At 31.4% G+C, this 20825-nt stretch carries 21 protein-coding genes and 1 pseudogene; 4 read left to right on the top strand and 18 right to left on the bottom strand.

The genetic code is table 11. From position 1 onward, the window contains the following. Window positions 1-2438 (top strand): transglycosylase domain-containing protein (locus tag MR285_RS03875; RefSeq protein ID WP_293558214.1); only part of this gene is annotated, 2438 nt, incomplete at its 5' end. Between the two features lie 8 nt (window positions 2439-2446). Beyond that, complete coding sequence (locus MR285_RS03880; protein ID WP_293558216.1) at window positions 2447-2626, top strand: hypothetical protein; 180 nt, start codon at window positions 2447-2449, stop codon at window positions 2624-2626. A gap of 328 nt (window positions 2627-2954) precedes the next feature. On the opposite strand, the gene MR285_RS03885 is transcribed toward MR285_RS03880, so the two are convergent. The 9 genes from MR285_RS03885 to MR285_RS03925 all read right to left on the bottom strand — a co-directional run bounded on the left by MR285_RS03885 (window position 2955) and on the right by MR285_RS03925 (window position 10907). Continuing rightward, window positions 2955-3467, bottom strand: a complete 513-nt coding sequence (locus MR285_RS03885) for a macro domain-containing protein (RefSeq protein ID WP_293558218.1) — start codon at window positions 3465-3467, stop codon at window positions 2955-2957. A gap of 135 nt (window positions 3468-3602) precedes the next feature. Further along, complete coding sequence (locus MR285_RS03890; RefSeq protein WP_293558220.1) at window positions 3603-5108, bottom strand: Na+/H+ antiporter NhaC family protein; 1506 nt, start codon at window positions 5106-5108, stop codon at window positions 3603-3605. A gap of 12 nt (window positions 5109-5120) precedes the next feature. Then, window positions 5121-5831, bottom strand: a complete 711-nt coding sequence (locus MR285_RS03895; protein WP_293558222.1) for a hydrolase — start codon at window positions 5829-5831, stop codon at window positions 5121-5123. A gap of 75 nt (window positions 5832-5906) precedes the next feature. Then, window positions 5907-6149 carry a DUF1294 domain-containing protein gene (locus MR285_RS03900; RefSeq protein ID WP_293558224.1) on the bottom strand — a complete coding sequence of 81 codons (243 nt, stop codon included), beginning with the start codon at window positions 6147-6149 and terminating at the stop codon, window positions 5907-5909. 276 nt (window positions 6150-6425) lie between these two features. Further along, the gene (locus tag MR285_RS03905) at window positions 6426-7223 is read right to left on the bottom strand and encodes a putative hydro-lyase (protein ID WP_293558226.1); all 798 of its coding nucleotides are present in this window, start codon (window positions 7221-7223) and stop codon (window positions 6426-6428) included. After that, window positions 7220-8164, bottom strand: coding sequence for a biotin-dependent carboxyltransferase family protein (locus MR285_RS03910; RefSeq protein WP_293558228.1), 945 nt, complete (start codon window positions 8162-8164; stop codon window positions 7220-7222). The genes MR285_RS03905 and MR285_RS03910 overlap by 4 nt, the downstream gene beginning before the upstream one ends. Further along, the gene (pxpB, locus tag MR285_RS03915; RefSeq protein ID WP_293558230.1) at window positions 8157-8903 is read right to left on the bottom strand and encodes a 5-oxoprolinase subunit PxpB; all 747 of its coding nucleotides are present in this window, start codon (window positions 8901-8903) and stop codon (window positions 8157-8159) included. Before pxpB ends, MR285_RS03910 begins: the two co-directional genes overlap by 8 nt. Window positions 8904-8917: 14 nt before the next feature. Beyond that, window positions 8918-10123, bottom strand: a complete 1206-nt coding sequence (locus MR285_RS03920) for an NRAMP family divalent metal transporter (RefSeq protein ID WP_293558232.1) — start codon at window positions 10121-10123, stop codon at window positions 8918-8920. A gap of 10 nt (window positions 10124-10133) precedes the next feature. After that, the gene (locus MR285_RS03925) at window positions 10134-10907 is read right to left on the bottom strand and encodes a LamB/YcsF family protein (RefSeq protein ID WP_293558234.1); all 774 of its coding nucleotides are present in this window, start codon (window positions 10905-10907) and stop codon (window positions 10134-10136) included. A gap of 224 nt (window positions 10908-11131) precedes the next feature. Here MR285_RS03925 and MR285_RS08315 point away from each other — a divergent pair, with 224 nt between their 5' ends. Further along, window positions 11132-11317 carry a helix-turn-helix domain-containing protein gene (locus MR285_RS08315; RefSeq protein ID WP_366934091.1) on the top strand — a complete coding sequence of 62 codons (186 nt, stop codon included), beginning with the start codon at window positions 11132-11134 and terminating at the stop codon, window positions 11315-11317. A gap of 498 nt (window positions 11318-11815) precedes the next feature. On the opposite strand, the pseudogene MR285_RS08320 reads toward MR285_RS08315, so the two are convergent. The 9 genes and pseudogenes from MR285_RS08320 to MR285_RS03970 all read right to left on the bottom strand — a co-directional run. Then, window positions 11816-11959, bottom strand: a pseudogene (locus tag MR285_RS08320) (NAD(P)H-dependent oxidoreductase); the annotation flags it as partial. Between the two features lie 229 nt (window positions 11960-12188). Continuing rightward, complete coding sequence (locus MR285_RS03935; RefSeq protein ID WP_293558236.1) at window positions 12189-13052, bottom strand: CPBP family intramembrane glutamic endopeptidase; 864 nt, start codon at window positions 13050-13052, stop codon at window positions 12189-12191. Between the two features lie 74 nt (window positions 13053-13126). Continuing rightward, complete coding sequence (locus MR285_RS03940; protein WP_293558238.1) at window positions 13127-13789, bottom strand: lantibiotic dehydratase; 663 nt, start codon at window positions 13787-13789, stop codon at window positions 13127-13129. 147 nt (window positions 13790-13936) lie between these two features. Further along, window positions 13937-14689, bottom strand: a complete 753-nt coding sequence (locus tag MR285_RS03945) for an ABC transporter ATP-binding protein (RefSeq protein WP_293558240.1) — start codon at window positions 14687-14689, stop codon at window positions 13937-13939. Next, on the bottom strand, window positions 14686-15708 hold the full coding sequence (locus MR285_RS03950; protein WP_293558242.1) for an ABC transporter substrate-binding protein: 1023 nt from the start codon (window positions 15706-15708) through the stop codon (window positions 14686-14688). The genes MR285_RS03945 and MR285_RS03950 overlap by 4 nt, the downstream gene beginning before the upstream one ends. Next, a complete protein-coding gene (locus tag MR285_RS03955) occupies window positions 15705-16466 on the bottom strand; it encodes an ABC transporter permease (RefSeq protein ID WP_293558244.1) in 762 nt (253 codons plus the stop codon). The genes MR285_RS03950 and MR285_RS03955 overlap by 4 nt, the downstream gene beginning before the upstream one ends. Continuing rightward, on the bottom strand, window positions 16438-16737 hold the full coding sequence (locus MR285_RS03960; protein WP_293558245.1) for a thiamine-binding protein: 300 nt from the start codon (window positions 16735-16737) through the stop codon (window positions 16438-16440). Before MR285_RS03960 ends, MR285_RS03955 begins: the two co-directional genes overlap by 29 nt. Window positions 16738-16946: 209 nt before the next feature. After that, window positions 16947-17522 (bottom strand): nitroreductase family protein, encoded by a 576-nt coding sequence (locus tag MR285_RS03965; RefSeq protein ID WP_293558247.1) that lies wholly within the window; start codon window positions 17520-17522, stop codon window positions 16947-16949. A 53-nt stretch (window positions 17523-17575) separates the two neighbouring features. Continuing rightward, a complete protein-coding gene (locus MR285_RS03970) occupies window positions 17576-19321 on the bottom strand; it encodes an ABC transporter ATP-binding protein (RefSeq protein ID WP_293558249.1) in 1746 nt (581 codons plus the stop codon). 136 nt (window positions 19322-19457) lie between these two features. On the opposite strand from MR285_RS03970, the gene murJ reads away from it, so the two are divergent. Continuing rightward, on the top strand, window positions 19458-20825 hold a 1368-nt coding region (gene murJ / locus MR285_RS03975), incomplete at its 3' end, for a murein biosynthesis integral membrane protein MurJ (RefSeq protein WP_293558251.1).

A 20825-nucleotide genomic window follows, 5' to 3' on the forward strand; every position in this document is an offset into this window, starting at 1 on the left:
TAACAAATCAAAAAACTCTTGGCAGAAAAATTCAAGAGGCTTATTTATCTCTAAGAGTGGAAGACGTGCTAGATAAAAATGAAATTTTAGAAGCTTACTTAAATAGAATAAATTTGGGACAAGGTGCCTATGGCATTGAGGCTGCTGCTCAAACTTATTTTTCAAAAGACGCAGTTGACTTAAACATTGCTGAGGCTGCACTACTTGCTGGAATACCAAAGTCCCCGACAAATTATTCTCCCTTTAAATCTGTGCCAGAAGAATATTTAAAGGATGATTTTAAAGTAATTGGCACAAGGGAAATCGACGGAAAAGATCTCTACATGGTGCTAAATGATGATGCCTTTAAAAGACAAAAAATTGTATTAATGAGAATGCACGATTTAGGTTATATTGACGACAAAGAATATGAGCGCGCCAAAAATTATGACATCGTAAGTGCAATTAATCCTCGCAATTTTAAGAATCATACAATGAGTACCTACTCCACTGACTACATAAAAAAAGAGGCTTCAAGGTACTTAGCTGATTTCTACAAGACTACATTGGAAGAGGGCGAACATAAACTTTTTACTGGCGGTTACAAAGTCTATTCCACAATTGATGAAAACATCCAAAAGGATTTAGAAGATAAATACGAAAATTTCAAAAACTTTTTGCTGAATAGATCACCAAGCGGTGGCAGTAGAATGTTGAATTTAAGTTTTGACAGTGGAAATAATATTGTTTTTGGTGATGAAATTTTATATTTTGCAAAAAATAATATTTTAGATGAAAACTTTAATTTAATAATTCCAAAATCATCTTACAGCATCTCATCTCATGGTGATTTAAAAATAAAAAGTCTTTATTTTAAAGAATTAGGACAAAAAATCGACATAATCGATGCCTATGTACTGGACAAAAATAAAATTTTAAACACTTATGAAATTGGCGCTCTAAAAATCGAAGAAGGTTCTGGAGAACTCAAAAATAATTATTTAATTATCGACGGTTCTTACTTAAAGGACTTTCCTGATTTTTATAAAATTGAAAATGACAATTTAATTATTTCAAATAAATATTTTAACTTCAATCCAAATCCTGTAATGCAACCTCAATCTGCAATGATTGTGGTGAACAATAAAAATGGTTTTGTCGAGGGAATAATTGGCGGACTAGATGTTAGAACTAAAAACGCAAAAATTTTAAATCGTGCCACAGAATCTTATAGACAACCTGGCTCTGCCCTTACTCCTTTTAGCGTATATCTCCCAGCTCTAATTGATGGTAAAACTCTTGGCGATGTCTACGATGATGTCCCAACTACCTATGACGGATTGTTTTGGCCACACAATTATTACGATTCCTTTAAGGGTTTGATGACTCTTAGACTTTCAATGGAAAATTCTTCCAATGTTATAGCTGCAAAAGTTTTAGATGAAATTGGAAAAGACAAAGCTATTGATGTATTAAAAAAATTTGAAATTATAAAAGATGATGACGATGATTATTTTATAAATCACAGTGAAAATAAAAAGAAACACGACGAGAATTTAGAATCCCTTGCTCTTGGAAATATGCAAGTTGGTCTAACACTTTCTGATTTATCAAAAATGTATCAAACAATTTCAAATGACGGAATATACAAAGAAGAAACTGCCATTTTAAAAATAGAAGACCCAAGTGGCAATATAATCATTGACAATAGCAACAAAGAGAAAAGACTTTTTGACGAGAAAGCCTCACATCTTTTAAAGGATGTGTTTATTTCAAATAAAAATAAGGGCAACGCAATTGGCGCTCACATTGGCTCATCGGAAACTGGTGCATACCTTGGTCAAAACAAAACCAATTCAGATTATTTTGTAAATGGCTTTACAAATAGTCGCACAATTTCCCTTTGGATTGGTGCAGACTCTCCAAAAATTTCTCTTTCATCTGACAAATCTTCTGCAATAGAATTATTTAATAGAATGGCGAAAAATTTAGGCAAGGGAGAAGCTTTTAAGGAAGACCCATCCTATATTGTTACGAGATCTATTTCATCAAAGAGTGGGAAACTTGCGACAAAAATGAGTGACTATGCCGGTGCATCTTATAGAGAAAAATTTATTTCAGGTACAGAGCCAACGGAACAGGATAATTTATTTAAGAAATATTTAATATGCAAAGACTCAAATAAACTTGCAACACAATTTTGTCCTAGTGAATCAGTGCTATATTCAGTTCGCTTTGAAAGAGAAGAACCTTATGATTCAAAGGCTCATTATGGAATTTACCCAGATGATTACATGACTGTTCCAAAAGAACACTGCGATGTCCACACTAGAGAATGGTACAATGAATTTGGAGAAGATGATGATAATTCATTAAAAAAAGAAAATAAAGATTCAAACAAACAGGGGAAATCTAAAAAATTTTCAGATAAAATAAAAATAAATAAGAAGAAAAAATAGGAGGAAACATGAAAAATTTATCAAGTTTAATAAAATTAATAGCTTTTATAAAATTAATAAAGCCAAAGAGAAAAAAGAGAAGAAAGCTAAAATTAATGCCACTCTTAAACCCAAAGATAGCAGGAAAAGTTGCCTACCATGCAGGCAAAATACGAATGAGAAACGAAATAAAAAGATTACTCTACTAAAATAAAAAGATAGCTTGTCAATTGACAGGCTATCTTTTATTTTGCCTTTAACTTTAAATTCTTATCCATAGCTAATTATTAAATATGCTAATGAAAATATAATTTTTATGTATCTATAAAATGTTCCTACCCAAGACTTTATAAAAACAAATAGGTCAAAATATAGAATCTATATTAATTTTAAAAATTTTTTAATTAGCATCTCAAGCAATTAACAAAAACAAATATCATATAATTTGATTTAACAAAAACTCCATTACTCCCAATCTACATATTTCATACATAAAATAAATTTATTATTTCTTATAAAGAGTAAAAACTTATTAATTTATTTTTCTAGCCACTCTTTGTTTTTCTTTTTTAAAACTTTTAACACATTGTCATTGAGTACTGAAATAGAAACGTCTAAATCATGATTTTTCAAAAAATCCCTTATTGTAAATACTGCGACTTCTGCTGCTTCATCTAGCGGATATCCATAAATCCCTGATGACAAAAGTGGAAATACCATGCTCTCTAAATTTTTTTCCACAGCAAGTTCAAGTGCAGATTTGTACGCAGCTTCAAGAATTTTCCTTTCATTTTGGTTTCCATCAAAATAAATTGGCCCAACAGTATGTATAATATACTTCGCCTTTAAATTATAACCCTTAGTTATTACAGATTCGCCAGGATTTATAGGAGCAAGTTTATTGCATTCTTTTTCTAATTCTTCGTCCTTTGCATTTGCAAAAATTTGACCACATACTCCGCATCCCTTTTTAAGTTCTTTATTTGCTGCATTTACTATTGCGTCAACTTCGTAATCTAAAATGTTTTTCTTTTCAATTTGAAAGCTCATAATGCACCCCTTATATTTCTTATTTTAAATATATACCACATTACAGAATTTTTAAAGGATAAAATAAAAATTTTTTACAAAAATTAAACCTTTATAAAATTAAAAAAAGACTAACCTCTCAGTTAGCCTTAAAAATTAATTTTCATTTTTTAAATATTTTTTTATCGTCATCTTTCTTAATACAAATACAATCACAGCAAGAATTAAAATTCCTATTGGAAGTGTAAGTGTTGGCTTTCCTATTATTCCTGATATTAAAAAGGCAAGTGCTGAGGCTACACCAACGCTAATTGCATAAGGTAATTGACTCGAAACATGGGCGATGTGATCGCAACCTGCTCCCGCTGAAGACAAAATTGTTGTATCAGATATTGGCGAACAGTGGTCTCCAAATACTGAACCGGAGAAAATTGCCGCAAGTACAATTGTCAAATAGTGCATATGATTTGTGTGCATCAAAATTGGCACCATTATTGGAATTAAAATTCCAAAAGTTCCCCAAGCCGTTCCTGTTGAAAATGATAAAAATGCTCCAACTACAAAAATTATTGCCGGTAAAAGCCACATTGGCATAGTTGAGTTAGAAATAAGTGATGCTATATAAGATCCAGTGTTTAAAAATTCATCACTTGTGATTCCACCAATAGTCCAAGCAAGTGAAAGAATTACAATTGCAGAAACCATCGTCTTCATTCCATCTACTATTCCCTTCATAAATTCTTCAAACTTCAAAAGTTTTCTTGGGATAAATAGTAAAAAGGAAACTACTATTGCAAAAAAAGCTCCTATTACAAGGGATAAATTTACATTTGCATCTCCAAAAGCAGCTGCTGCTCCTACTCCATCAGTGAAAAATCCGCCAGTCTTTAACATCATCATTACAGTTACAAAAATCAAAACCAAAATTGGAACCACAAGATCATAAACTTTTCCATTTTTTGAATACTTATATCCAACATCTTCGTTTTCAACAAGCCTTGATGTGTCGTTAAGTTCATATTTTTCCATTACTCCAATTTCTATATCAGATGTACAGAAATATAAAATTAAAAGTAATGTAAGTATGGGATACACATTCATAGGAATTGTGCTAAGAAATACGCTCATGGGATTTTTTACTCCAGTGTCCCCTATTACTGCGACAACAGATGCTGCCCAAGATGAAACTGGTGCTAGTATACATACTGGCGCTGCAGTTGAATCAATAATATGTGCAAGTTTTGCCCTTGACACCTTATTTTCATCGACAATTGGTTTCATTACTGCACCAACTGTTAGGCAGTTAAAATAATCATCGATAAAAATTAAAATTCCAAGAAAAGATGTCGCAAGCTTTGCCATTTTCTTGCTCTTAATTTTTTTACTAGCCCACTTACCATAGGCAAAAGATCCTCCCGCCATGTTCATTACCATTACAAGTGACCCAAGCATAGCTAAAAAGACTAGCATAAGGGCATTATCTCCCAGCTTTTTTCCCATTAAATCAAAAACTGTTTCTAAGGCGGCAATAATATTCCCACCAGTGTAGATAAGTCCTCCAGATAAAATTCCAATTAATAAAGAAGTAATTACTTCTTTAGTTATAAGCGCCAAAGCAATGGCAACTATTGGAGGAACTATCGATAAAATTCCAAATTCCATTTTTTCTCCTTATTATTGCTCCTTCTCTTTCATGTTAAGTCTATATTTTTCCATGACTTCTGAGAAAATTTCAGCACTTGATGCAGGTGTGTACGTTATTGCATTTGCACCTGCATCTATGGTTTCAAGAATATGCTCATCAGTGTGCCCACCTGTTGCAATAATTGGAAATTCATCTCCAACTATATGTCTTGTATATTTTACTAGTTCTGCAGTCTTTTTGCCACCTGCAATATTTAAAATTCTAGCCCCTGCATCTACTTTTCCCTCAATATCATCGTATTTAGTAATAACAGTTGCTATGACAGCAATGTCTAGCGCCCTTGAAATTACCTTTATATTATCATTGGTCATAGGTGCATTAACTACTACTCCAGCTGCTCCCATAAGTTCTGCCTGCAATCCAATATTTACTACTCTTAATCCAGATGTTGTTCCGCCGCCTATACCAACAAATACTGGAACTGATGCAACTTCCATTATAGCTGATACTATTTTAAGTTGTGGAGTAAAAGGATACACAGACATAATTGCTTGTGCATTATTGTTAACAATAATAGGGATATCATTAGTAAACAGGAGCGATTTTATTCTCTTTCCCATAAAATTTATTCCACTAGCCCTATAAGTTACTTCAGGAACAGATACTTGCCTTCTCCTAAGTTCTGTCTCAATACTTGGAACAAATTTCTTTTTTCTTTCAGAATTATCAAAATTTTCCATAATGCCTCCTCAATATAATTTTTTGTATTACATTTATTTAATAAGAAATTGCTTATAAAGTCAATTCAAATTTTATTAATTTATTAAATAAATAGTTAAAAGTATTCCAATAATGTTTGCCAGATAAAATTTTGTCTTGTGAGTTTTGTGATGAAAAATTTCCATCCCAAGAAAACCTCCAACTCCTGCAAAAATTGAAAAAATTAGCAAAACTTTTTCTCTAATTCTCCACAAATTATTTTTCGCCTTGAACTTATCCACTCCATAGAGAATAAAATTAATAATATTTAAAATAATTATTAAACAATTATTTTTCAATTTTATCATCCCTTTATAAATTATTTGAGAATTATACCATAAAAAGATTTATTTGTCGCAATTTTAGGCTTTCCTTTTAATTTTTCTGTTTTTAGTTTCAAACACTTTATTAAAGTCTTATTGCCTGTTTTTAAAAGGTAAACTTTATTTTCCTACTTAATTGATAATATTTCATTGGCTAGTTTCTTATCTATTAATTAAAATATAAGAGTCCCTTCAAATCTTATTTCATTTGCATCAATAAAAAATCTGCCAAGTTTCCTTGACAGAAAATTTTTAAAATACTGAAACATAAGAATCCTTTTTATCTAAAATTAGCATATGACCTGGAGCGTGAGTAATCATAATTTCCGGTTTAGATGCCATTGCAACTGCTTGAGGTGTTACTCCACAAGCCCAAAATACTGGCACTTCTCCTTCTTTAATTTCACTTTTTTCGCCAAAATCTGGTTTATTAATATCTTTTATTCCAATAATAGATGGATCTCCAATGTGAATAGGTGCACCATGCGTTGCTGGGAATCTTGCTGTAACAGTTGTAGCTCTAACAATATCTTTGTAAGGAATTGGTCTCATAGATACAACTGTGTTTCCGTGAAAGATCCCTGCAGGCACAGTAGCAATGTTTGTAATATACATTGGAACATTATGCTCGTCTTCAATGTGTCTTACAGGTACATCTGCTTCTAGCATAGCCTTTTCAAAAGAGAAAGAACATCCAATTACAAAGGTTACGAAATCATCTCTCCACAAATCTTTTAAGTCCCTTACTTCTTTGAAGTATTCTCCGTCTTTATAGATTCTATATCTTGGGACATCAGTCCTAATGTCCGCCCCATCAGCCATAATTTTTGTAATAGGACTTCCTTCATCTAATACTTCAAGGATTGGACATGGCTTAGGATTTCTCTGTGCAAAAAGCAAAAAGTCATAGGCATACTTTTTTGGGAGTATTGCAAGATTAGCTTGCAGATATCCTTCACTCATCCCTGAAGTTGGAAGATCAACTTTGCCCTTTCTTATGAGCTCTCTTACATCCCTTGGACGCATCTTTGCAAGTTCACTTAATTTCATATTATTGATTCCTTTTTTATTACATCAAATTTATTTTTGTAATCTACTGTTAATTTTTGAGCTTCTTCAATTGTAACTTGTTGGAAAAGAACTTTATCCAAAAAAGTCATTTGTGCAAGCTTGTGAAGATCTGGTGTAATTACATTTCCAATTTTTGTATAGCCACCAGTGGTTTGTCTGTCCGCTAAAAGTATAATTGGTTGCCCATTTGCTGGCACTTGAATTGCTCCAAAAGTTGTTCCGTCAGAAATAATATCTGCACTTTCTTTATGTTCAATTTCTTCTCCTTTTAGTCTAATTCCCATTCTGTCAAAATCTTTGGTAACTTGATATCCCCCTGATCTAAATAAATCGTGAATGCCCTTTTCAGTGAAATAATCATCTTGAGGTCCAAGTACAACTCTTAAAATATTGCAGTGAGAAAACTTTGGAAGATACTTTTCAGGAATTCTTCTCATAGTTTTTTCCTTAGACTTTTTAATATTAAGTTGATCCTTAGGTTTTAAAGCTCTCCCATTTATTCCACCCATTTTTGTTTTTGTATGAGTTGATTTTGAACCGTTTACAATGGGTACATCAATTGAACCACCAAAGGCAATGTAAGATCTTATTCCTTCATCAACTTTCCCAAATTGAAGAATTTCTCCTGCTTTAACTTTTATAGTTTCAAACATAGGGACAGCCTTGCCATTTATCTTTGGATTCATATTAGAACCTGTTATTGCAATTGTCAGTTCTTCATTAAATTTCAAAGTTGGTCCAAAATAAGTCATTTCAAGCACAGCTTCATCAAGTTTATTTCCAACTAATATATTTGAAAGTTTATAGTTATAATCATCCATGGCACCTGATGTAGTAATGCCAAGTTCTTGATAGCCATACCTACCACTATCTTGAATTGTCGTGAGAATTCCACCATTTATTACATCAATACTACTCATGAAGATCACCTCTCTTTACTTTCTCAATGGAAATTTTATAAGAATCATTTTTAACTTCTTCTTCTATTTTGTCATATTCTTCTTTAGTAATAGGTATATATCTAATATAATCACCTGCTTGAATAAACACTGGTGGCTCTTTAGTGTCATCATAAAGTTTAAGTGGTGTTCTTCCTATTAATTGCCATCCGCCAGGTGATTCTAATGGATACATTCCAGTTTGATTTGCCGCAATACCTACTGAACCTGGCTCGATTTTAAGTCTTGGACTCTTTAGTCTTGGAGTGGCAATTCTTTCATCAAGTCCACCTAGATATGTGAAACCTGGCATAAAGCCCATCATATAAACCAAATAATCCCTTCCAGAATGAATTTTTATTACTTCATCTACGCTAAGATTTGCATTTTCAGCTACAAACTCAATATCTGGTCCATACTCTTTGCCATAAAGAGTTGGTATTTCAATAAGTCTAACTTCATCACTTTTGTTGTCTTTGTTTGACTTGTTAAGTCCCTTTAAAATCTCAACCATTTCGCTATAAGAAATTTTTACAGGATCATAATTAATTAAAATGGATCTATAAGTTGGCAAAATGTCTAAAATACCATCTATTTTTTTCTCTTTTAAATTTTCAACAACTGCGGAAATCTTTGCATTGATTTCTTTTTCAATTGTATTGCCAAATTCCATGACAATAGCAGAATCGCCAGCTGTTAAAAACTTTATTTTATCATACATTTTTTACTCCTAACTTATCCTAATAACTTACCAATATTTGCTATTACAGTTTGAATTCCCATAAATGCAGTTACTGCAACTACTATCCATCCAAGTATAAAAAGTATATTTGAATGTACATAATCTCCAACGATTTTTTTATTTTTAGATGCAAATAAAATTACTGCAAGAGTTATTGGAAGAATAAAGCCATTAAGTGTTCCAACTACTACCAATAGAGTTTGAGGTTGTCCTATAAAGATAAACATAATTGTAGACAATACTATAAAGGCAATTGTAACCATATTTTCATGATCAGCTACAAATTTAAATAATGTTTTTAAAAATGATACTGATGTATAAGCTGCACCTACTACTGAAGTGAAGGCTGCTGCTGCAAATACGAAACCAAAAATTTTGTATCCAACTACACCAGAAGCCGCTAAGAAAGATGATGCTGCAATATTATCAGGGTCAATTTGTACTCCTTGCATTTTTGTAACTCCAAGAATTGCTAAGAATAGTAAAACTCTTACAATTAATGCAACGCCAATTCCTAATGAAGCAGATTTTGTTACTTGAGAAAGTTTTTCTTCACCAGTGATTCCTGCATCAATGAGTCTGTGTCCACCAGAGAATATAATATATCCGCCAACAGTTCCGCCTATTAGTGTAAGAGTTGGAGAAATAATACTATTAAATCCACCTGCAGGTTTAATAGCTGATTCTGCAGCTTCTGCAACTGGTGGTTGCGTCTTAATTGCTACATAGGCAATTAATATAATCATAAGTGCACCAAGAATTTGTGTAACTCTATCCATAATTGAACTTGCAGATTTAGAAGAGAAAAGGATAATTCCAATTACTCCACCAATTGCTGCTCCAATTTTTACGTCAATTCCAAAAATTACATTAAGTCCAAGTCCTGCTCCGCCAATATTGCCAATGTTAAATGCCAAACCACCAAGAGCAACTAAAAATGCAATTACATATCCAAGCCCTGGTAGTACATTATTTGCAATGTCTTGACCTCTCATTTTTGAAACTGCTATAACTCTCCATACATTAAGTTGTGCAATGTATGAAAAAATAATTGAAATTAGAATTACAGCTGCAAAGTCTGCTCCAATCTTTGTAGTAAAAGTAGCAGTTTGTGTCATAAATCCAGGTCCAATGGCAGATGTTGCCATTAAAAAGGCTGCCCCTAAGAGAACAGATAAATTGTTTTTGTTTTTTTCCATATATTTCCCCTTATTTTAAGAAACTAGATAGAGATTTAATCTCAATACCTTCAGCTTTTAGTCCTTCTCTAATATTTTTTACAAATTCAAGAGCTTCTGGATTGTCGCCATGAACGCAAATTGAATCTGCAACTATGTCTATTTCCTTTCCATTAGCAGTTATAACTTTATTTTCTTTAATCATTTTTACAACTCTTGGAATTGCATCCTTAGGATTTTTAACAAAAGCACCTGGAAGTGATCTGTTTACCAAAGTTCCGTCTTCGTTATATCCTCTATCAGCAAAAACTTCTTGAGCTACTCTAAGTCCTCTTCTCTTGCCTTCTTTAGCTATGTAAGACCCGCTTAATACCATAAGGATTAAATCTTTATCATATTCTTCAACAGCATCTAAAACTGCATTTGCTAGTTTTTCATCGTTACAAGCAGTATTATAAAATGCTCCGTGAAGTTTCATGTGTTGAAGTTTTTTGCCATGTGCCTTTGCAAAAGCAGCAAGTGCTCCAACTTGATAAAGCATATATGCTCTAGCTTCTTCTGGCTTAACATCCATTTTTCTTCTGCCAAATCCCATTAAATCAGGGTAACCTGGATGAGCTCCAATTTCCACTCCATTTTCTGCAGCTGCCTTGCAAGTTGCATCCATAATTAGTGGATCGCCAGCGTGATATCCACAAGCGCAGTTAATACTAGTTACATACTTGACAATTTCTGAGTCCATACCTAATTTATAGGCACCAAAGGATTCACCAATGTCGCTGTTTAAATCTACAAAGTATTGCATAAATTTCCTCCTTTTACCAAATAAACAATAGCAATAACTTAATATAATTATAATAAAAGGCAGCATAATATGCAAACATTATCAAAACTACTTTAAGTCATCTTTATTAGTATTTTTGTATAGATAACTTATCATAACAAGTGCAACATAAAATAAACTCATAGCTAAAGAGCTGTGTTAATATGTAAGTGACCAAACAAAACATATTAAATGAGCAATTAACTATGAGCTATAACCATCTTACCATAGAAGAAAGATCTTGTATTTATCAATTTTTAAATTTAGGAATGAGCATAAGAAAAATTGCAGAGGCACTAAGAAGATCTCCAAGCACAATTTCAAGAGAATACAAAGAAATTCTTCAAAAATTGAAGGTCCAAGAGGAGAATATTCAAAGTATTTTCCAATAAAGGCAAATGAAAAGTATCTTGATAGAAGAAAAGGGAAATTTAAAAGACCTGCAGAAAAAAGAAGAAAATTTAACGATAAAGGTAGAACTATCCAAAAAAGACCTAAAGTAATATACAAAAGAGAAGATTTAGGCTGTAAAACATATTTTTGTAATCCTTACTGTGCATGGCAAAAAGGTACAAATGAAAATAGCAACGGACTTTTAAGATAATTTTATTCTAAAGGTATGGATTTGGCAGAAGTAAATATAGGTGATTTAAATTATAACTTAAATTTAATGAATAATAGACCAAGAAAACGTATAAAATATAAAACGCCTAAAGAAGAACTATTTAGTTTCTTACCATAGGTGTTACTGATTTGACAATTTGTCTATAAATATAGTTATCTAAATTTTTAATTCCCAATGATGTTTGTACTGATTTTAAATACTCTGATACTTCTTGACCTCCTGTTTCAGATGTAGAAGTTATAGTAAATCCTAATTTTCCACCTAATTATAACCTGTGGCAATATAATACACATCGATCTATTAAATTTTTCATTAAACCTGAAACAGACAAAACATAAACTGGTGAGTACAATATTATTATATCTGCTGATTTTAATGTATTTTTTATAAATGATAAATCATCTACTGAATCTAATGGGCATAATCCTGTGTTAAAACACGAACCACATCCAAGACAAAACCGTGTGTTTAAATTCTTTTAATCTAAAAATTCATATGTATAATTAAAGCCTAATATTTTTACTATGTTTGAAATTACTTGTGCTACAATTGATTGATCGTAATTACTTCCAATTACACAAGCTATATGCATAGTTACTCCTTTATATTAATAAACTAATTGTAAATACTTTTTGTATTTAAATAAAAAATCTAAAAAACAGTACCATATTAAGTGGAAAAGTTTTTATAAGTTCAGGTAAATATTTAATCTGTTGCGATACCTTTTTTAGAAGTTCTTTTTCTTTTTGTCTAAAAGAATAAATATAATTACCTTTTAGTAGCAATTGTACAAGCATTAAAACAACTCCTAATAATAAACTTATAAATCCAGTAGTGTTATTTAATCCGTCTAATTCTACATTGGTTGCCATAAAAATATTCTGTAAAAATACTACAATTCTTAATGATAATGTTGAGTTCAAAAAATAGTGAATTATGACTGTATATGTAATGTTTTCTGTCATTATGTAAACAATTCCTAATACTATTCCAAATAAAAAACCTGATTTATATTTTCCATAATGAAAGAATCCAAAAACTATTGCCATAAATAATATTCCATAGTCATCACAAACATCCATTAACTTACCTTGAATTATGTATCTAAAAATATATTCCTCAAATAAAACAGCTAATATCATTGTTATATTAATGTATAGATCAATAAATCTACTAACATTTAAATCCTTATAAGCATTTAAATTTGTTGTTAAAATAATAATCCCTTGATAAATAAAAACATATTTGAAAAATAATATTAATTCTTTAATTTTTATCTTTTTCATTCCTTTGATCAAATCTTTAAAAAAATCTGCAACATGAATGCCAAATAAACAACTAAATCCAATAAATATAGAAATAGGATTTAGAAGTGACCTAAGTACTAAAAAAGAATCAGAAACTTCTTTAAACTTAATTGATGCTAGAAAAATAAATATTATAAACGAAACTATCATTGCCATTCCAATTTTTTCTAAAATTTTCTTCTCTTCTGCTTTCATTGGACTCCTCAATTATTTAATAAATTTTTTTATTATTTAAATTAATATATTTTAACAGTATAAGACTTTGTTTTCTATTTAATTAGATTTTTTATTTTACTAAATTCTTTTTCTCTATCACTTGGATTATAAGAATCATTTAAATAGATAAACCCATTAAATTTATTTTCATCAATTATCTCAATTAAATCAACTTCTATATTACTTCCATATTTTTCTATAAACTTATTTTTAAAGTTACTTAAAAATCCATAATTATTAATTTCAGGACTAATTTTAGAAAATTCATTAACAAAATTTTCTATCTTATTTTTTAATTCTTTATTAAGAGTTTTACTTGAATATTTACATCCAGTATTAAGTTCTATATAATTACTAGATTCATTTAAAGATTTCATAAGGTCATAAATCTTTTTTAAAATTCTTAATTTTTGATTTTTCTTATATTCATCAAATAAATATTTTAATTTATTTAAACTATTAGTGATGTCGCTCATCTCTATGATGTTTTCTAAATTTTTTATTAACCCATTTGCACAATCTGTGTCTACTTTAATATCTATTATTTCATCTTCTTTTTCGATATTTGTATTTAGCCCAAATTCTCCAATAGATACGTTTGCAAAACATCCATAAGGAGTTGGTCTAGAGCTTATTCTTATGAAATATTTTAGTAAGACTTGACATAAATTTCTATATTCTAAATAATAAAATGGTAAAGCTGGAGTTCTAATCATAAAATAATCCCAGATATTATGGTCTATAACAACATCACTCCTTTATATGGCAACGATATCATCTCTACTTAATTTTGTCAAACTCATTTTGATTGTTAGTTTTTAAAATACGATATTGCTAATAAAAAAACGAGGAATTTACCTCGTTTAAATAATTTTATCAAGTTTTTCAATAATGTATTTTTTGTACTCAATAAATTTTTTATCTTCAAAAAAATTTTCTTTAAAATCTTCTTTTATTTCTATTTCATCAGTTATTGTTCCTGGATTTTTCCCCAAAATATAAATCCTATCTGAAATTTTTACTGCCTCTTCAATATCATGAGTGATAAAAATCGTAGAAATTTTCATCTCTCCAATAATTTTTTTATACCACTTGTGAATCGACGCCTTAGTTATTGCATCAAGAGCAGAAAAGGGTTCATCAAGTAGTGCTACTTCATTTGAAAATACATAAGTTCTAAGAAGTGCTGCACGCTGTGCCATTCCTCCAGAAAGCTGTGAAGGAAATTTTTCCTGAGTTCCTTCGAGACCAAAATCTTTAAATAGTCCGCTGACTTTTTCTCTTGCGACTTTTTTCTTGTTGCCACGCAAAATTAATGGTAGAGATACATTGTCGATAATGGTCATATAAGGAAGTAGCAAATCCTTTTGCAACATATAGGAAACTTTCCCCGGAATTCCAGTAATGTCCTCACCTTTTAAAAAAACTTTACCCCTATCCGGCTTTAAAAGTCCAGCAATTATGTTAAATAAAGTAGTCTTTCCACTTCCAGAAACTCCAACTAATGAAACTAATTCTCCCTTATTCAATATGATGTTAATGTCCTTTAGGACCTGTTTGTCGCCAAAGAACTTATCAACATCACTTACTCTTAAAATCTCTGATTTTTCGCTCATTTTAATTTTTCAGGATTTACAAAATCATTAGTGAAACCAAAGTCCTTAGGAATTTCTCTATCAATTAATTTATTTTTCCATAACCAAGCGTAGAAATTATTCCATCTATCTGCATTTATTTCGCCAAAATATTCAGCGTCATCTTTGTATTTGTCGTGGATATAATCCATTGCTTTAATTGTGTATTCTTTATCAAGTTCTGGATTTAATTTCACTAAAATTTCTGCAGCTTCCTTTGGATTTTTTGCTGCGTATTCGTATCCCTTAGAAAAAGCACGCATAAATCTCTTTGCTACATCTTCTTTATTCTTCAAAAAATCGTTATTTGCAATTAATATTGGAGTGTAGTAGTCAAAAGTTTTGTTAATATCTTTAAAAGCAAAATAATTAATTGGCACATTTTCCATTTCAGCTCTAACTCCGTCTACTGGATAAAAAATCCATACTGTGTCAATGTCTTTACCTTGAATTGCTGCAAGTGTGTTTGTAACATCACCAGGAATTAATTTTACTTTAGAAAAATCTCCTCCATCGTCTTCAACAACTTGTTTTAAAATTGCTTGTTCAATTGGAAGTCCCCAAGTTGAGTGATTGTGATTTTCCATGTCCTTAGGTCTTGTAATGTTTTTGTCCTTAACTGATACAATGCCAGAAGTATTGTGATTTATAATAGCAGCAACTGCCGTAACTGGAAGTGGTTTTTCACTTGCAAAGGCAGGTGCAATTGTATCTTGAAAAGATACGCCAAAATCAGCCTTGCCTGATGCAACAAGAGCTTCAGCCCCATTTGCTGGAGGTTGATTTACTTCAACTTCAATCCCTTCGTCTGCAAAAAATCCTTTGTCCATTGCCACATATAGACCTGCGTGATTAACATTTGGATCCCAGTCAAGTAAAAAGCTAACTTTCTCCATTGGCTTATCCTTTTTTTCTTCAACTTTTTTATTTTCAGTTTTACCACAAGCTGTTAGCATAATTCCCGCTAAAATTAAAACTAATAATTTTTTTAAATTTTTCATTCTTCCTCCATCCACGGCATCATCTTATTTTGAATAAAACTTACGAGTTTCATCAAAATAAGAGAAATTGCCGAAATTAAAAATATAACAGCAAACATTTTGTCAAAGGAGTAATTTTTTTGAACTCTAATCATATATACTCCAAGCCCCTTAAAACCTCCAAGCCACTCGGCAATTACTGCTCCTACAACAGAATATGAAACTGCAATTTTTAAAGCAGAAAAAAAATTTCCCATGCTCTCTGGTAATTTGATGTATTTATAAATTTCGAACTTATTTGCACCCATTGCCTTTAATAATTTTATTTTATCTTGATCCACTTGCTTAAATGCCTCGAGAAGAGAAATTGCAACTGGAAAAAATGTTACAATTACAATAAGGGCAATTTTGGGAGCAATTCCATATCCCATCCATAATACAAGTAATGGTGCAATTGCAACTGTTGGCACAGTTTGTGTCAAAACCAAAATCGGATATAGAGCAGAATAAACAAAATCTGACAAATCCATTAATAAAGCTGCAACAAAACCCAAGCTCACTCCTACAAATAAGCCTAAAAAAGCTTCTGTCAAAGTTGTTCCAAGATGAGATGCAATAGTTGAAAAATCTGTAACAAATGCCTTTATAACGTCAAAGGGTTTAGGAAGTAAATAAGGTCCCACGATTCCCTTTGTTGTTACAAAATGCCAAATGGCTAAAATAATTATTATCAAGGAAGCTGCTGAGATATTATCCTTGATACTTGCCGATTTTTTCATCGATAGTCAATATCCCCTTCTCAGAATAAAATGTCTTAGAATAACAAGCAACTTGTTCTGAAATTTCTCCAGCCATTTTCACACAATTTTTCAAAATTTCAAAAGCCTTGTCGAAGTTATCTAATTCTATAACTGTTTCAAAAGGAGTTACAACATAGTTTACTTTCTCACTCTTTATATATTCAATTACTTTGTCTACAACTTCTACAACAGATTCTGAAGTACCTTCTTTAGTTGTAGGAAGTATTTGTATTGCTACTGAAATCTTCATAAAACCTCCTCATTAAAAAATAAAATAAAAAAAACCTCTTCAAAGAGAGGCATTGTTCCCGAGACAGCATTACCTGTCCTGGTCCAAAGGGTTTAAGGATTGACCTAATCTCAGCAAAAGCTCCCCTGATACTCTTATTATAGTCATAAGAGATTTTTATTACAAGCATAAGTTAATAGAAAAAAGTAGACTCTCGCCTACTTCTTTATTTACTCAATAACTTTTAAAATTTCATCAATTGGTTTTTTGTCATTTTCCTCTGGTTCTTCTTCAATTTTCCCAAAGGGCATTTCTGCAATAAGCTCCCATGAATCTGGAATTTCGTATAAATCCTTAACCCATGAATCAATGTGTGGGTTGTAATGTTGGTTGCTTGCGCCGATTTCTTCATCGCGAAGTGCTTGCCAAATATTTAGCTGAACCATTGCAGCTGAATGTTGTCCCCAAGTTTCAAAATATTCCTTATATAATGACATATTTTTTTCTTGCTCTCTAATTTCATCTTTGTCGATAAAAATTAGAGCCGTGCCTTTTGCATGATAAAATCCGAGAAATTTTTCTTCATTTATTTTGTTGTCATAAGTTTCATTTACCCTTTTCCAAAAATCCTTGGATTTTTCATCAAAAAGTAATACTACTCTCGTAGTTTGTGAATTCATATGAGATGGAGTTGTGTTTAAAACATCTTCTATCAAATATTTTATTTCTTCATTAGTAAGTGGAACGTCTTCAGATAAATCGTAATAAGATCTTCTTTTTTTTATAATTTCTATATAATTTTGCATAATACACCTCTCAAAATTTCTTTCTCGTTAAGATATACCCTAAAATGAATTTATTATTCTAATCTGCCACCCTTTGTGTATAGGTTGTAATAATAACCCTTCTTTTCCATAAGTTCGCTATGCTTTCCTCTTTCCACGATACCGTCCTTTGTCATTACAATAATCAAATCTGCATTTTGTACAGTTGTAAGTCTGTGGGCAATGGTAATAGTTGTCCTTCCCTTTGAAAGTTTTTCAATAGAATCCTGCACGACAATTTCACTTTTGTTGTCAAGGGCTGAAGTTGCTTCATCTAAAATTAAAATTGGTGGGTTTTTTAAAAAAACTCTAGCAATGGAAATTCTCTGTTTTTGCCCTCCAGATAATTTTACTCCTCGTTCGCCTACATAAGTGTCAAAACCATCTGGTAAATTTCTTATAAATTCATAAGCTCCAGCCAGCTTTGCAGCTTCAACAATTTCTTTATCACTTGCATCACTTTTCCCATAGCCAATATTGTCCTTCACTGTTCCAGAAAATAAATATACATCTTGTTGAACTATGCCAATATTTTCTCTTAGTGATTTAATCTTTATGTCTCGCACGTCAATTCCATCTACTGTAACAGAACCGCTGTCCACGTCGTAAAATCTTGGAATCAAATTGCAAATTGTAGTCTTGCCTGCTCCGCTTGGTCCTACTATCGCAAGTTTTTCGCCAGGAATAATATCCACGCTAAAATTATTTAGGACCTTTTCTTCGCTCTTTCCGTAACTAAAGTCCACATTATTGAAGGAAATTTCTCCCCTTACATTTTTTATTTCAATTGCATTCTCTTTGTCTTTTATATCTGATTCTACGGACATAATTTCTGCAAATCTCTCAATGCCCGTCATTCCCTTTTGAAACTGCTCTGTAAATTCAATAATTCTTCTGACAGTTGCAAGAAGTGACTGAATAAACATTACATAGACTATTAAATCTTCTGGACCAATTTCCCTTTTCATGAGGAAATATCCGCCACTTGCAATTAAAATGAGATACATTAAACCGTCAAAAATTCTATTGATTGTATTAAAACCAGCCATTGACTTGTAGTATCTCTTTTTTATACCTAAAAACTTATTGTTCTCATAGGTAAATTTTTCGCTTTCCACATCTTCATTGGCAAAGGACTTTACAACTTTTATCCCTAGTAGAGAATCTTCGATTGCAGAATTCAGATTACCAATATGCACTCTTTGATCCTTTTGTGCCTCTCGCATTTTATTTCTAAAATGTCCAGAAAAATAAATCATTAGCGGAATCATAACATAAATTAAAAGTGTCATTTTTACATTAATAGTAAGAAGTATTATTAATGAAATAATAATTTTTAACACGCCGATAAAATATTCTTCAGGACAGTGATGTGCAAATTCCGTTATGTCAAAGAGGTCATTGGTAATACGCGACATAATTACACCTACTTTAGTCTCGTTGTAAAAAGTGTCGGAAAGACCTTGAAGATGATAATAAAGATCCCTTCTCATGTCTGTTTCTATGCGTGCACCCATTATGTGACCAATGCTCGTCATAAAATACTGTGCAATTACTTCAATAATCTTTATGACAAAATATATTAATGAAAGCTTTAGCACAAATTCAAAGGTAATTGATGACAAGTCTTTCATCCCAAGATTTGTTAGTTTGCGGAGAATTAGCGGCAAAATTATTTCACTTGCAGTGGTAAGTCCCGCACAAAATAAATCTAAGAAAAGTGTAAACCTGTATTTATAAAAATAGGGCAAAACTTTTTTTATTAAATTTCTACTTTTCATTTTTCCTCCTTTTTAATTATTATAAAACAATAATAACACATAATTGAATTTCTTTAAAATAACAGAAATCTACCTTACTTGACATAAATTTTTAAACAAATTATAATTTGATAAGACTTATAAAGGAGATAATAAATTGGAAAATAAAGATAACACAGGCTCACGAATTGCAAAGTCAACTCTCGCCATTACAATATTTTTGTTAATAGGAAAAGTTTTTGGATTTTTTAGAGAATCGCTCACTGCCTATGTATTTGGTGCTGGAACAGAAATGGACGCCTTTTCCCTTGCACAAGCAGCAACAGCAATGATATCAAGTTTTGTTACTCAAGCGATAGCTACAACCTATATACCTTCTGCACAAAAGGCTGAAATGGACCATGGACCAAGTAGAAAAAATTACTTTACTAATAATTTATTAATGGTCGCATCCTTAGTTTCCTTTGTATTAATAATTCTTGGAATAATTTTCCCAAATCAAATTGCGCTATTAACTGCATCACAAGCTGAACCTGAAACTTATGCAATTGTAGTTAAACTTATACAAGTAGGAATGCCTGTGGTCTTATTTTCATCATGGGTTGGCATAATGGAAGGATATTTGCAACATGGTGGCAAATTCGCAGCCACTGGTGCCATTGCCATTCCACTAAACTTAACTTATATAATTTACTTAGCACTATTTTCTAAACACGTTGGAATAATGGGACTAACTATTGCATCAGTTCTTGGAGTACTTGCAGAATTCTTGTTTTTACTACCAAATGCAATAAAAATTGGATATAGGCCAAAATTTATTGCTGACTTTAAAGATAAATATGTAAGAGAGGCAATCATCCTAGCCCTACCAGTTTTTGTATCTGTATCTGTAAATGACATAAACACAATAGTAAATAGAAACTTGGCATCAGGAATGGGTAAAGGTGCTGCGTCAATTTTATATTATTCAAACAAAATGAATACAATGATAATTGGAATTTTCATAACTGCAATAACTGCCATAGTCTTTCCAATACTTACAAAAACTTTAGGTTCAGGAGACATGAAACTAGGCAAAAAAGTTATGAATGCTTCAATTAAAACAGTTTTATTTATAACAGTACCAGCAACTGTTGGACTAATAATTTTAGCAAGACCAATTATAGAAATTGCCTTTGTCCGTGGATCCTTTACTGCAGCAGATGGTATTGCAGCTACATCTACACTTAGATGTTACTCACTATCTTTAATTTCAATTTCTGTAATAAATGTATTAAATAGAATTTATTATTCTATTAAAGATACGAGGACGCCTTTCTACGTAGGCGTAACCAATGTAATAATAAATGTAGGACTTAACCTTTTAGTCGCAAGACATTATGGAACCAATGGGCTTGCTGCATCAGTTTCCATTGCGACGACAATTGCACTTTTCATTTCCTTCATACTTCTAAGAAGAAAAATTGGAAATCTTGGAACAAAATCTTACATTAAGGCACTAATAAAAACATTGATGGCTGCTTTT

Source organism: Peptoniphilus sp. (genome assembly GCF_022767005.1).
Taxonomy (GTDB): Bacteria; Bacillota; Clostridia; order Tissierellales; family Peptoniphilaceae; genus Peptoniphilus_A.

What these genes read in the sequence shown, in the direction of transcription:
- MR285_RS03925 (WP_293558234.1), bottom strand. Translation starts at nt 10,907, where the DNA reads ATGCAATACTTTGTAGATTTAAACAGCGACATTGGTGAATCCTTTGGT.
- MR285_RS03885 (WP_293558218.1), bottom strand. Translation starts at nt 3,467, where the DNA reads ATGAGCTTTCAAATTGAAAAGAAAAACATTTTAGATTACGAAGTTGAC.
- MR285_RS03970 (WP_293558249.1), bottom strand. Translation starts at nt 19,321, where the DNA reads ATGAAAAGTAGAAATTTAATAAAAAAAGTTTTGCCCTATTTTTATAAA.
- MR285_RS03935 (WP_293558236.1), bottom strand. Translation starts at nt 13,052, where the DNA reads ATGAAAGCAGAAGAGAAGAAAATTTTAGAAAAAATTGGAATGGCAATG.
- MR285_RS03965 (WP_293558247.1), bottom strand. Translation starts at nt 17,522, where the DNA reads ATGCAAAATTATATAGAAATTATAAAAAAAAGAAGATCTTATTACGAT.
- MR285_RS03880 (WP_293558216.1), top strand. Translation starts at nt 2,447, where the DNA reads ATGAAAAATTTATCAAGTTTAATAAAATTAATAGCTTTTATAAAATTA.
- pxpB (WP_293558230.1), bottom strand. Translation starts at nt 8,903, where the DNA reads ATGTATGATAAAATAAAGTTTTTAACAGCTGGCGATTCTGCTATTGTC.
- MR285_RS03910 (WP_293558228.1), bottom strand. Translation starts at nt 8,164, where the DNA reads ATGAGTAGTATTGATGTAATAAATGGTGGAATTCTCACGACAATTCAA.
- MR285_RS03940 (WP_293558238.1), bottom strand. Translation starts at nt 13,789, where the DNA reads ATGATTAGAACTCCAGCTTTACCATTTTATTATTTAGAATATAGAAAT.
- MR285_RS03960 (WP_293558245.1), bottom strand. Translation starts at nt 16,737, where the DNA reads ATGAAGATTTCAGTAGCAATACAAATACTTCCTACAACTAAAGAAGGT.
- MR285_RS03890 (WP_293558220.1), bottom strand. Translation starts at nt 5,108, where the DNA reads ATGGAATTTGGAATTTTATCGATAGTTCCTCCAATAGTTGCCATTGCT.
- MR285_RS03945 (WP_293558240.1), bottom strand. Translation starts at nt 14,689, where the DNA reads ATGAGCGAAAAATCAGAGATTTTAAGAGTAAGTGATGTTGATAAGTTC.
- MR285_RS03905 (WP_293558226.1), bottom strand. Translation starts at nt 7,223, where the DNA reads ATGAAATTAAGTGAACTTGCAAAGATGCGTCCAAGGGATGTAAGAGAG.
- MR285_RS03950 (WP_293558242.1), bottom strand. Translation starts at nt 15,708, where the DNA reads ATGAAAAATTTAAAAAAATTATTAGTTTTAATTTTAGCGGGAATTATG.
- MR285_RS03955 (WP_293558244.1), bottom strand. Translation starts at nt 16,466, where the DNA reads ATGAAAAAATCGGCAAGTATCAAGGATAATATCTCAGCAGCTTCCTTG.
- MR285_RS08315 (WP_366934091.1), top strand. Translation starts at nt 11,132, where the DNA reads ATGAGCTATAACCATCTTACCATAGAAGAAAGATCTTGTATTTATCAA.
- MR285_RS03920 (WP_293558232.1), bottom strand. Translation starts at nt 10,123, where the DNA reads ATGGAAAAAAACAAAAACAATTTATCTGTTCTCTTAGGGGCAGCCTTT.
- MR285_RS03895 (WP_293558222.1), bottom strand. Translation starts at nt 5,831, where the DNA reads ATGGAAAATTTTGATAATTCTGAAAGAAAAAAGAAATTTGTTCCAAGT.